8 protein-coding genes and 2 pseudogenes are annotated in these 12,133 nt (G+C 72.8%); 7 read left to right on the top strand and 3 right to left on the bottom strand.

What is annotated here, in order from left to right:
- Both ABZY44_RS35625 and ABZY44_RS35620 read right to left on the bottom strand, forming a co-directional pair.
- Window positions 1–849 (bottom strand): MFS transporter (locus ABZY44_RS35625; protein WP_356661321.1); only part of this gene is annotated, 849 nt, incomplete at its 3' end.
- A 191-nt stretch (window positions 850–1,040) separates the two neighbouring features.
- A complete protein-coding gene (locus ABZY44_RS35620) occupies window positions 1,041–1,952 on the bottom strand; it encodes a glycosyltransferase family 2 protein (RefSeq protein ID WP_356661319.1) in 912 nt (303 codons plus the stop codon).
- A gap of 407 nt (window positions 1,953–2,359) precedes the next feature.
- Here ABZY44_RS35620 and ABZY44_RS35615 point away from each other — a divergent pair, with 407 nt between their 5' ends.
- From ABZY44_RS35615 to ABZY44_RS35585, 7 genes and pseudogenes are all read left to right on the top strand, one after another.
- Window positions 2,360–3,460, top strand: a complete 1,101-nt coding sequence (locus ABZY44_RS35615; protein ID WP_356661317.1) for a Gfo/Idh/MocA family oxidoreductase — start codon at window positions 2,360–2,362, stop codon at window positions 3,458–3,460.
- Window positions 3,461–3,548: 88 nt separating this feature from the next.
- Entirely contained in the window at window positions 3,549–4,580 is a 1,032-nt protein-coding gene (locus tag ABZY44_RS35610) for an NAD-dependent epimerase/dehydratase family protein (RefSeq protein ID WP_356661315.1), read from the top strand.
- Window positions 4,577–5,839 (top strand): DegT/DnrJ/EryC1/StrS family aminotransferase, encoded by a 1,263-nt coding sequence (locus tag ABZY44_RS35605; RefSeq protein ID WP_356661313.1) that lies wholly within the window; start codon window positions 4,577–4,579, stop codon window positions 5,837–5,839. The genes ABZY44_RS35610 and ABZY44_RS35605 overlap by 4 nt, the downstream gene beginning before the upstream one ends.
- Window positions 5,836–6,609 (top strand): acetyltransferase, encoded by a 774-nt coding sequence (locus ABZY44_RS35600; protein WP_356661311.1) that lies wholly within the window; start codon window positions 5,836–5,838, stop codon window positions 6,607–6,609. Before ABZY44_RS35605 ends, ABZY44_RS35600 begins: the two co-directional genes overlap by 4 nt.
- Complete coding sequence (locus ABZY44_RS35595; protein ID WP_356661309.1) at window positions 6,606–7,721, top strand: DegT/DnrJ/EryC1/StrS family aminotransferase; 1,116 nt, start codon at window positions 6,606–6,608, stop codon at window positions 7,719–7,721. Before ABZY44_RS35600 ends, ABZY44_RS35595 begins: the two co-directional genes overlap by 4 nt.
- A gap of 26 nt (window positions 7,722–7,747) precedes the next feature.
- A complete protein-coding gene (locus tag ABZY44_RS35590) occupies window positions 7,748–11,047 on the top strand; it encodes a DUF4082 domain-containing protein (RefSeq protein ID WP_356661307.1) in 3,300 nt (1,099 codons plus the stop codon).
- A pseudogene (locus ABZY44_RS35585) lies at window positions 11,044–11,577 on the top strand (glycosyltransferase family 2 protein); the annotation flags it as partial. The gene ABZY44_RS35590 and the pseudogene ABZY44_RS35585, both read left to right, overlap by 4 nt.
- 458 nt (window positions 11,578–12,035) lie before the next feature.
- On the opposite strand, the pseudogene ABZY44_RS35580 reads toward ABZY44_RS35585, so the two are convergent.
- Window positions 12,036–12,133, bottom strand: a pseudogene (locus ABZY44_RS35580) (ABC transporter ATP-binding protein); the annotation flags it as partial.

The following is a 12,133-nucleotide window of genomic DNA, read 5'->3' as shown; positions in this document are numbered from 1 at the left end:
GAGCCGGGCCGCCAACTCCGCTTGTGGGTCATCGCTCGCCGTCCGCTGTTCCACGTCCACCGCTCGGGCGGGGAGACCCTGCGCGGGGAGGTCTCGCGCGGCGCGGTCCCGGGCGGCCGGGTCCTGGGACCCGGCTTCCGGCAGGGCGGCGTCGTGCGCGGACGGACCGCGGGAGGAGGGGCGTCGCGCGGACGGGACCCCCGCCGGGCCGAGGTCGGCTCCGGACGGGACGAAGAGCACGAGCACCACGACACCCAGGACGGCGACGCAGGCGCTGACGCCGAAGACCGCGTCGTACCCGTCCACCGTCAGACTCAGGATGAAGAAGGCGGCCAGCGGGCCGAGCAGGGCCCCGGTGGTGTCCATGGCACGGTGCACGCCGAAGGCGCGGCCTTGTAACGCGTCAGGGGTGGACAGGGAGATGAGGGCGTCGCGCGGGGCGGTGCGCAGACCCTTGCCGGTGCGCTCCAGCGCGAGGACGACGCCGACCGGGCCGAGGCTGTGCGCGAGGAGCAGCAGCGGCTTGCAGAGCGCCGACAGGCCGTAACCGATGCCGGCGATCAGCTTGTGGTTGCGGATCCGGTCGGCGAGGTGGCCGCCGGTCAGCTGTACCAGCGCGCTGACTCCGTTGTAGACGCCGTCGAGTGCGCCGAAGCCGAGCGGGCTCAGGCCCAGCCCGGCGACCAGGTACAGCGGAAGGACGGCGGTGACCATCTCGGAGGAGACGTCGGTGATCAGACTGACCGCGCCCAGCGCGAGGACCGCCGAGGCGACGGCCGGGGCCCGGACGGGTCTCCCGTCCGCTGCGGTCTTCCCGCCGACGGGTGCGGAGCGGTCCGCGAGGTACATGCTCTCGAGCTCCCGTTGGATGGCGACGGTCTGGTCGTCCGAGTCGTGCGTGCGCGAGGCTTCCGCGCACGCACGAGCGAAACCCTAGTGCTTGTACGGGCCAACTGGACGGCGTACGGCCCGATTCGGCGTCCGGTACGCGGGCAGGCAGGCCGGCACGCGGGACAGCCCGGCCGGCGGCGGGCCCGGCTTCAGCCCCGCCGGCTGCTCTCGTCGCGCAGCCACGTGGAGAAGTCACCGGCCCGGATGGCCTTGCGGGATCCGCGGCGGGCGGCGAGGGCCGCCACGACGAAGACCACGACCCCGGGGAGCAGGCGCGGTCGGGCGCGGAGCAGCGCGCGCAGATCGCCCGTGCCGGTGCGCGCCGACGGGGCGGCGGGCGTGGGCGGTGCGGCGGTCACCGGCCGGCCGGGCGGGGCCTGCGCGGGTGCGGGTGCCTGCTGCGCCTGGAAGCGCTCCAGTTCGGCGGAGGAGGTCGCCGCGCGTACGCGCCGCCTGATCAAGTCGCCCCAGGTGCGCGGCGGATGCACCACCACCCGGGCCGTCTCGACCACGCGCCGTTCCCCGGGGGCGAAGGCCAGGGACGCGGCCAGGTCGTCGGCCATCAGCGGGGGCAGCGCGGCGATCCGGGCGTGCCCCGGTTCGGTCACCGCGATGACCCCCCGCCCGAACAGTCCTTCGCGGACGGCCGGCAGCAACTGCCAGACCCGGTAGTACGCCCGGACCGGCCAGGCGCAGCCGGCCAGCGGGATGTCACGGCCGGGGGCCGCCGCGAGGAGCCCCGGACTGTCCGCGAGGGCGCCCGCCAGGGCCCGTACGTCGGCCGCTCCGACCACCACGTCGGCGTCCACGTACAGCCGGGGGAAGCCCCGCGCGTGCTCGTCGCCGACCCGCAGGGCCGTGTGCTTGGAGGGAGTGGCGATCTCCACGACGCGCACGCGGGGGCCGCGCGCGCCCGCCACCGCGGCGGTGTCGTCCGTACACCCGTTGCAGACCACGACGATGTCGGGCTGTCCGGAATCCGGGGGGCCGGCGAGGAGCGCGTCGAGGAGCCGGCCGATGACCCGGCCCTCGTTGTGGGCCGGGATCACGATGCTGGTCACCCCGGAAGTATGCATGCCCGAACGCCCGTACCGACCGTTTCCTCCAACTCTCCCCGGGCGTAGGCGCGGTGGTCTAGATTGAACCCCGCCGACCGGATTCGGCGCGCTTCGGCGACGCCATATTCCGTCCGGAGTAAGGAAGTTGCGGCAGGTACGGGTGGGGTGGCCTGGGGGAACGGGCCGCCCGCCCATGGGCTGGACCGGCGCGAGGGGTGCCGGACGGCCGGGGGGCGGAAAGTACGTGGAACACGTACGGCATCGGTCGTGGGGGCCATCACCGTCGGGCGGGTCACGCACGGGTCGCGCAGGCGCCCGGCCCGCCTCCGACGGCACCCCCTTCCTTCGCACGCGCCCCGGCCCTGGGTCGCGACACGCCCACGGGCGTGCGCGGTAAGGAAGGAAACGCTGTGAAGGACACCGCGAAGGACGCCGGCCGGGACGCCGGAGCCGCAAGTGCGGGCCCGGGGGGGCCATTAGGCGTCGCCGTCGTCGGAGCCGGCTACTGGGGCCCCAATCTCGTCCGCAATTTCCAGTCCAGCCCGGAGTTCCGGCTCCGCTGGCTCTGCGACCTGAACGTCGACCGGGCCCGCCAGGTACTCGGCGGCTACTCCACCGTCCAGGCGACCTCGGACTACGCGGCGGTCCTCGCCGACCCTGCCGTCGAAGCGGTCGCCGTGGCCACACCGGCCGGCACCCACCTCGACGTGGCCCTGGCCGCCCTGCGCGCCGGCAAGCACGTCCTCGTGGAGAAGCCCCTCGCCGCGACGTACGAGGACGGCCTGCGGCTGGTCGACGAGGCCGAGGAACGCGGCCTCACCCTGATGTGCGACCACACCTACTGCTACACCCCGGCGGTGGCCCGCATCCGGGACATGGTCCGCTCCGGCGAACTCGGCGAGATCCAGTTCGTCGACTCGGTCAGGATCAACCTCGGGCTGGTCCAGAAGGACATCGACGTCCTGTGGGACCTGGCCCCCCACGACCTGTCCGTCCTCGACTTCATCCTCCCCGAGAACGTCCGGCCGGTCGCCGTCGCCGCGCACGGGGCCGACCCGATCGGCGCCGGCCAGTCCTGCGTGGCCTATCTGACGCTCCAGCTCAACACCGGCGCCATCGCCCACGTGCACGTCAACTGGCTGTCCCCGGTGAAGGTCCGCACCACCATGGTCGGCGGTTCCAAGCGGACCCTGGTGTGGGACGACCTCAACCCCACCCAGCGCGTCGCGGTCTTCGACCGGGGCGTGGACCTGACGGCACCGCAGGAGATCGGCGCGGACGAGCGCCGCGACATGCTCGTCTCCTACCGGACGGGCGACATGGTCGCACCCGCGCTCGGTGAGAAGGAGGCCCTGCGCAGCATGGTCGAGGAGTTCGCCGCCGCGATCCGGACGCGGCGTCCGGCGCTCACCGACGGCCGGGCCGGCCTCCAGGTGCTCGACATCCTCGAAGCGGCCTCCCGGAGCCTGGAGTTCAAGGGCGCGGTCGTCGGACTGCGCACCGGGCGTTGACCGTTCACCCGGCTCTCGCGCCCCATGCCGCGCACACCGCGACGGGCGCAGCAGGGAACACCATGACCGACTCAGTAGGGGCAGGGCGTTGAGCAGCGTACGAGACAAGAGGATTCTGGTCACCGGCGGAGCGGGCACGATCGGCTCGCACCTGGTGGACCTGCTGGTGGACAACGGGGCGCGCGAGATCGTGGTGCTCGACAACTTCGTCCGGGGACGGACGGCCAATCTGGCCCGCGCGCTGCCGAGCGGCGTCGTGGACCTGGTCGAGGGCGACATCCGGGACGTCACCGCGGTGCGCAAGGCGACCGAGGGCGCCGACCTGGTCTTCCACCTGGCGGCGATCCGCATCACCCAGTGCGCCGAGGAGCCGAGGCTCGCGAACGAGGTGATGGTCGACGGCACCTTCAACGTGCTGGAGGCCGCCGCCGCGGCCGGGGTGGGCAAGGTCATCGCCTCTTCCTCGGCCTCCGTCTACGGAATGGCGGAGTCCTTCCCGACCACCGAGCGCCACCACCCATACCACAACGACACCTTCTACGGGGCCGCGAAGGCCTTCAACGAGGGCGTCCTGCGCAGCTTCCACTCCATGTACGGGCTGGACTACGTCGCGCTGCGCTACTTCAACGTGTACGGCCCCCGGATGGACATCCACGGGCTGTACACCGAGGTACTGATCCGCTGGATGGAGCGGATCGCCGCGGGCGAGCCGCCGCTGATCCTCGGCGACGGCACCCAGACGATGGACTTCGTCCACGTCAGGGACATCGCACGGGCCAACCTGCTGGCCGCCGAATCGGACCTGACGGACGAGGTGTTCAACGTCGCCAGCGGCTCCGAGACCAGCCTGCTCGACCTCGCGAACGGCCTGCTGGAGGCCATGGACGCGCAGGGGATGGTGCCCGAGCACGGGCCGGCCCGCGCCGTGAACGGGGTGACCCGGCGTCTCGCGGACACCTCCGCTGCCACGGGGCGGCTCGGCTTCACGGCCGAGATCGACCTGCGTACGGGGCTGCGGGACCTGGTGGACTGGTGGCGGGCCGAGCGTGCGGCGGACGGGACCGCCGCCCCCGCCCCCGCCGTCGCCGGGAGCGGCGAGAGCGCCGGGGCGGGCCGATGAGCACCCCGGCGGCGCCCGCCCAGGCCGCACCGGCCCGTATCCCGGTCATGGTCCCGTGGCTCGGCGAGGAGGAGGCGCGGGCCGCCGCCGACGCCGTCCTCTCCGGCTGGGTCGCCCAGGGCCCCCGCGTCACGGAGTTCGAGCGCGCCTTCGCCGCACGGGTCGGCGCCGGGCACGGCATCGCCGTGAGCTCGTGCACCACCGCCCTGCACCTGGCGCTGATCGCCCTGGAGCTCGGTCCCGGCGACGAGGTGATCGTCCCCTCGCTGTCGTTCATCGCCACGGCCAACGCCGTCCGCCACGTCGGGGCGCACCCCGTGTTCGCGGACGTGGAGGAAGCCACCGGGAACCTGACGCCGGCCACGGTGGACGCGGTGCGCACGCCGCGCACGCGGGCGGTGCTCGCCGTCCACCAGGGGGGAGTGCCGGCCGACGTGCACGCCCTGCGCGCGGCATGCGCCGACTGGGACGTCCCGCTGGTGGAGGACGCCGCCTGCGGCATCGGCGCCACCGTGGGAGGCAAGTCCGTCGGCCAGGGCGCGCTGCTGGCGGCGTGGTCCTTCCACCCCCGCAAGGTGATCACCACCGGCGAGGGCGGCATGGTGACCACGGACGACGCCCAGTGGGCCGAGCGGCTGCGCCGGTTGCGCGAGCACGGCATGAACGTGTCCGCCGCGCAGCGTCACGCGAGCAGCAAACCGATCGCCGAGAGCTACCTCGAAGTGGGCTACAACTACCGGATGACCGACATCCAGGCCGCGATCGGCCTGGTGCAACTCGGCAAGCTGGACGAGATCGTGAGCCGCCGCCGGGAGCTGGCGGCCCGGTACGCGCGGCGACTCGAAGGGATACCGGGCCTGCGGCCGGTCGCCGATCCCGCCTACGGCGAGGGCAACTTCCAGTCGTACTGGGTGCTGCTGACCGAGGAGTTCCCGGTCGGCCGGGACGAACTGCTCGCCGCGCTGTCCGAGGCCGGAATCTCGGCCCGGCGCGGGATCATGGCCTCGCACCTGGAGCCGGCCTACGCCGGGCACGGGGCAGCGGCGCTGCCCGCGACCGAGCGGATCACCCGCGACTCGCTGATCCTGCCGCTCTTCCACGCGATGACGCACGAGCAGCAGGACCGGGTCGTGGCCGTCCTGCGGGATCGGGCCGCGGCCGGGCCGGACGGACACGGCGGCGGACACGGCGGCGGCTCCGGCGCCGGACAGGACGCCGGACAGGACGGCAGACGGACGGACGGGCGGGCCGGCGGATGACGCGCACGAGCGGGCCGGCCACCGAGGACCTGCTGATCGTGGGGGCCGGCGGATTCGCCCGGGAGGCGGCCCAGGCCGTACGGGACACGGTCGCCGCCGACCTGGCGGGCGGCCGCACCCCGCGGTGGCGGCTCGCCGGGCACCTGGACGACGATCCGGCCCTGCAGGGCCGGGACCTGGACGGGGTGGAGGTGCTGGGCGGCTGCGATCTGGTGCACAGCCGCCCCGGTACCCGGGTGGTGGTCTGCGTCGGCAGCCCACGCGACTACGCGGTACGGGCCCGCCTGGTGCGGCGCCTGGGCCTGCCCGAGAACCGGTACGCCACGGTGGTCCACCCGACGGCCGTGGTCTCCCGCTCCTCGGTGCTCGGCTCGGGCTCGGTGCTCCTCGCGCACTGCGTGCTGACGGCGGCCGTACGGCTGGGGTCCCACGTGGCGGTCATGCCGCACGCGGTCCTCACCCACGACGACCGGGTCGGGGACTTCGCGACCCTCGCCTCGGGCGTCCGCCTCGGCGGCGGGGTGCGGCTGGGCCGGGGGGCCTACGTGGGCGCGGGAGCCCTGGTCCGGGAGTACACCACGGTCGGCGCCTGGTCGCTGACCGGCATGGGAAGCACGGTCCTGGCCGATGTGCCGCCCGGAGAGGTCTGGGCCGGAAGCCCGGCCCGCCGGCTGCGCGAGGCGGGGGGCCCGGCGCTCGAGGAGCTGCGGGCCGAGGTCCTGGAGACCGGCCGGAGGCCGGAGACACGGATGGGGAGCACAACCCGATGAACCAGATACCGCTGGTCGACCTGAAGGCGGCCCACGCCGAGGTCGCCGAGGAGATACGCGCGGGATTCGACCGCGTGCTGGCGGACACCGCCTTCATCGGCGGCGAGGAGGTCCGCGCCTTCGAGCGCGAGTACGCCGCCTTCGCGGGCACCGCGCACTGCGTGGGCGTGGCCAACGGCACCGACGCCCTGGAACTGGCCCTGCGGGCGAGCGGGGTGGGCGTCGGCGACGAGGTGGTACTGCCCGCCAACACCTTCATCGCCACCGCGGGGGCCGTCGCCCGGATCGGCGCCCGGCCGGTGCTGGTGGACTGCCTCCCGGACACCCTCCTGATGGACCCCGAGGCCGCGCTGAAGGCCGTCGGCACGGCCACGCGCGCGGTCGTCCCCGTGCACCTGTACGGGCAGTGCGCCGACGCCGCAGAACTGGCCGCGCGGCTGCCGTCGCACGTCAGGGTCGTCGAGGACGCCGCGCAGAGCCAGGGCGCCAGCCGCAGCGGGCGCAGCCCCGGCAGCGGCGGGATCGCCGCGACCAGCTTCTACCCGGGCAAGAACCTAGGCGCGTACGGTGACGCGGGCGCGGTGGTCACCGATGACGAGGAGACCGCCGACCTGGTGCGGGCACTGGCCAACCACGGGGGCGTCGCCAAGTACCGGCACGACGTCGCCGGGTTCAACAGCCGCCTGGACGGACTGCAGGCCGTGGTGCTGCGGGCGAAGCTGGCCCGGCTGGCGGAGGGGAACGCGGCCCGCCGCGCCGCCGCCGCCCGCTACGACGAGCTGCTCGCCGCTCCCGTGGCCGCCGGCCGCCTGACCCCGCCCGCCACGGCCGAGGGCAACGTCCACGTCTGGCACCTGTACGTCGTCCGGGTCCGCGACGCCGACCGCGACGCGCTCGTGGGCAAGCTCAACGCGGAGGGCATCGGCGCCGGCGTCCACTACCCCGCCCCGGTACACCTCACCCCTGCATTCGGCCATCTCGGCCACGGACGAGGGGAGTTCCCGCACGCCGAACAGGCCGCCGACCGGATGCTCTCCCTCCCGCTCTTCCCACAGATCACCGCCGCCCAACAGCAGCGGGTCGTGGACGCGCTCACCGACGCCCTGCTCTGACGCAGAAGCGGCACAAGGAGGAACGGATGAACAGACGGACAAGGCTGCTCCGGTACGGACTCTTCACGGCCGTCGCCGCTCTGATGGCCTCGGTCTTACCGCCTTCGGCGGTGGCGGTCGCGGTGGACCCCTGCGGTTCCGGCACGAACGCGATCGTGTGCGAGAACTCCAAGGCGGGCACGCCGATGTCCGAGTGGTTCGCGCCCAGCGCCTACGGGGACATCAAGGGCTTCAGCGCCCAGACCAGCGTCCAGTCGGGCGACACCGTACAGTTCAAGATCCAGTCGCCGACCCCGTACAAGGTGTCGGTCTACCGGCTCGGTCACTACGGGGGTGACGGGGCCCGGCTGATGTCGACCGCGGCTCAGGCGGCCCAGATCCGCCCGGCGAACGTGGCGCCGGGCGGCAACCCGCAGAGCTGCGCCACCAAGCCCGCCACCGGGCTCGTCGACTGCGGCAACTGGCCCGTGACCGCCACGTGGACGGTCCCGTTCGACGCCGTGTCGGGCCTGTACATCGCCAACTTCGACCAGGCGGACGGCAACGGGGTGATGCCCTACCCCTTCGTCGTGCGCAACGACTCCAGCCACTCCGACATCGTCGTGCAGACCAGCGACCAGACCTGGCAGGCGTACAACAACTACGGCGGCCAGGACCTGTACGACGGCGCGGGGCCCGCGCCGGACGGCCGGGCGTACGAGGTCAGCTACAACCGCCCGATGGACATCGGCGGCGAGAACGGGATCTACGGGTCCGAGTTCCAGATGATCTCCTGGCTGGAGCGCAACGGGTACGACGTGAGCTACATGTCCGGAATCGACATGTCGACCCGAGGCGCGGCCCAGCTGCAGAACCACAAGGTCTTCATGTCCTCCGGGCACGACGAGTACTGGACCCAGGACCAGTTCACCAATGCCCTGAACGCACGCCACGCCGGCGTCAACCAGACGTACTTCAGCGGCAACGAGGTCTTCTGGAAGACCCGCCTCGCCCCCAGCATCGACGGCGCCAACACGGCCAACCGTACGCTGGTCTGCTACAAGGAGACCAAGCTCTCCTTCCCCCAGCCCAACGGCGTCCCCGACCCGAGCGGCACCTGGACCGGTACCTTCATGGACCCGGCCAGCACCACGAACGGGCGCGCCTTCCAGCCGCAGAACCAGGTGACCGGCTCCCTGTTCAGCGTCAACGGCTACCGCAGCGACGCGATCACCGTGCCCGGCGCGTTCGCCAAGATGCGGCTGTGGCGGAACACGACCGTCGCGGGCCTGACCCCCTCCCAGACCGCCACCTTCCCCGTCGGCACCCTCGGCTACGAGTGGGACAGCGACGTGGAGGACGCGGCGCGCCCGGCGGGCCAGATCCAGCTGTCGTCCACCACGGTGGACATCAACGACGGCAAGCTCCGGCTCGACTACGGCAACACCTACGGGAACGGAACGGCCACCCACAGCCTGGTCGCCTTCCGCGACCAGACCTCCCACGCCCTGGTCTTCGGCGCGGGCACCGTGCAGTGGTCCTGGGGCCTTACCAACATGCCCACGGGCGATCCCGACGACACGGTGGTCACCGCCGACAAACGGATGCAGCAGGCGACGGTCAACGTGTTCGCCGACATGGGCGTCCAGCCCAAGTCCCTGCAGAGCGACCTGGTCGCGGCGGCGAAGTCCACGGACACCACGGGCCCGGCCATCACCGTGACCAGTCCCGCGGCCAACGCCACCGTGCCCGCGCTGCGGCCGGTGACCATCACCGGCACCTCGGCCGACAGCGGCGGCGGAGTCGTGGCCCGGGTGGAGGTCTCCACCGACGGCGGCACCACCTGGAAGGCCACCACGGGCACCGGGTCCTGGAGCTACAAGTGGACCCCCACCACCCCCGGCGCCGTACAGATCAAGGTCCGGGCGGTCGACGACAGCGTCAACATCGGCTCGACCACCACCGTGCCGCTGACCGTGGGGCCGCAGCAGTGCCCCTGCACCGTCTGGCCCGCCGCGGCCGTGCCGGGCACCGTCAACGCCGGTGACGGCAGCGCCGTCGAGCTCGGAGTCAAGATCCGCTCCTCGGCTCCCGGCTCGATCACCGGGATCCGCTTCTACAAGTCCCCCGCCAACACCGGCACCCACACGGGCAGCCTGTGGAGCAGCACGGGCCAGCGCCTGGCCACCGGTACCTTCACCCATGAGACGGCGTCCGGCTGGCAGCAGCTGAACTTCCCCTCGCCGGTCCCGGTCAAGGCCAACACCACCTACGTCGCCTCCTACTTCGCGCCCAACGGCGGGTACTCCTTCGACAACACCTTCGCCGCCTCCGACGCGGGACTGGCCCCGCTGACCGCGCTGCGCAGCGGCACCGACGGCGGCAACGGCGTCTACCGTTACAGCGCCACCGGCGGGTTCCCGGCCACCGCGTCCTCGGGCAGCAACTACTGGGTGGACGCGGTCCTGGACACCGCCACCGCGAGCACCGTGCCCCCCACCGTCACCTCGACGACGCCGCAGTCCGCGGCGACCGGCACGGCCATCACGGCGACCGTCAGGGCCACCTTCAGCGAGGGCGTGGACGCGGACACCCTGGTGTTCACCGTGAAGGACCCGGGCGGGGCCGCCGTCCCGGGCAGCAAGGTCCTCGACTCCTCGAACAGCGCCACCTTCACCCCGTCCACCGAACTCGCCCTGAACACCACCTACACGGCGTCGGTGCAGACGGCCGACCTGTGGGGCAACACCATGGCGGCGCCCGTCACCTGGACCTTCACCACCAGTACGAGCCCGCCCGCGGTGAACTGCCCCTGCACCCTGTGGGGCCCCACCGCCGAGCCGACCACCGCCAACGTCGCGGACGACACCAACTCCGTCGAGCTGGGCACCCGCTTCCAGTCCACGGTCGCCGGCTACGTCACCGGTGTCACGTTCTACAAGGGCCCCGCCAACACCGGCACCCACACCGGAAGCCTGTGGACCGCCGGCGGCACGCTCCTGGCCACCGGCACCTTCGGCAGCGAGACCCTGTCCGGCTGGCAGCAACTGCACTTCACCACCCCGGTGGCCATCACGGCGAACACCGAGTACGTGGTCTCCTACCACGCGCCCAACGGCAAGTACGCGGTGGACGGCGGCTACTTCACGGCCGCCCACCGCTCCTATCCCCTGGTCGCCCCCGCCGACGGCAGCGGCGGCGCCAACGGCCTCTACACGTACGGGGCGGCCTCGGTCTTCCCCACCAACACCTTCGGCTCGGTGAACTACTGGGTCGGCCCGGTGTTCACCGCCACGGTGCCCTCCGGCCTCGCCCCGGAGGGATCGACGGAGGTGTCGGGACAGTGAGCACCGTCAGCGTGGTGATCCCCTGCTACAAGTACGGCCACTTCCTGGCCGACTGCGTCAAGAGCGTGCTGGACGAGCAGGAGGGCGTCGACGTACGCGTACTGATCATCGACGACGCCTCGCCCGACGACTCGGCGGAGGTCGCGCGCGCCCTCGCTGCCGCGGATCCCCGCATCGAGGTACGGGTCCACGAACGCAACCGGGGACACATCGCCACCTACAACGAAGGCCTGCTGGAATGGGCCGACGGGGACTACGTGGCCCTGCTGTCCGCCGACGACCGGCTCGTCCCGGGGGCCCTGGTGCGCGCCGCGGCCCTGCTCGACGCCCACCCGGAGGCCGGTTTCGCCTACGGCAGGCCGTTGCGGTTCCAGCACGGCGGTCCGCTGCCCACCGCCCGTACCCGGAGCACGGGATCGGTGGTCTATCCCGGGCGGTGGTGGCTGGAGCGGCGCTTCCGGGAGGGCACCGGGTGCATCACCTCACCCGAGGTGGTCGTCCGTACCAGCCTGCAGCGCAAGGTCGGCGGCTACGATCCGCAGCTCCCGCACGCCGGGGACATCGAGATGTGGATGCGGCTCGCGGCCCATGCCGACGTGGGCTACGTCCGAGGGGCCGACCAGGCCTTCTACCGGGTGCACGGCAACAACATGTCCACCACGGACTTCGGCGGGCAGCTCGACGACCTGCGCCAGCGCCTCGTCGCCTTCGACTCGGTCCTGGAGAAGTGCTCCGGTCTCCTCCCGGAGGCCGGCCGGCTGTCGCTGGCGGCGCGGACCCGGCTCGCCCGGTACGCGCTCCGGCGCGCCTACCGCGCCTACGACCGCGGGCGCACCGGCGTGGTCCCGGTAGGCGAACTGGAGGCGTTCGCCGCCGAGTGCCTGCCGGACTACACCTCGCTCGCCGAGTACGGGGCACTGCGCAGGCGCCGGCGGATCGGGGCCCGGGCCATGCCGTACCTGCAGCCGCTGGTGCTCTCGGCCGTCGTCGACTGCCGGGTGCTACGGGCGGAGAACTCCGTGAGGCTTTCCGCCGCGATCAGCTCGCCGCGGCCGATGACGATCAGCTGGTCGGCGGTGTGCTCCA

The organism is Streptomyces sp. NPDC006544 (assembly GCF_040611715.1).
In the GTDB taxonomy this organism is placed as follows: Bacteria; Actinomycetota; Actinomycetes; order Streptomycetales; family Streptomycetaceae; genus Streptomyces.
Note: the sequence above shows the minus strand (reverse complement) of the source record. Positions and strands in the feature narration are given on the sequence as shown.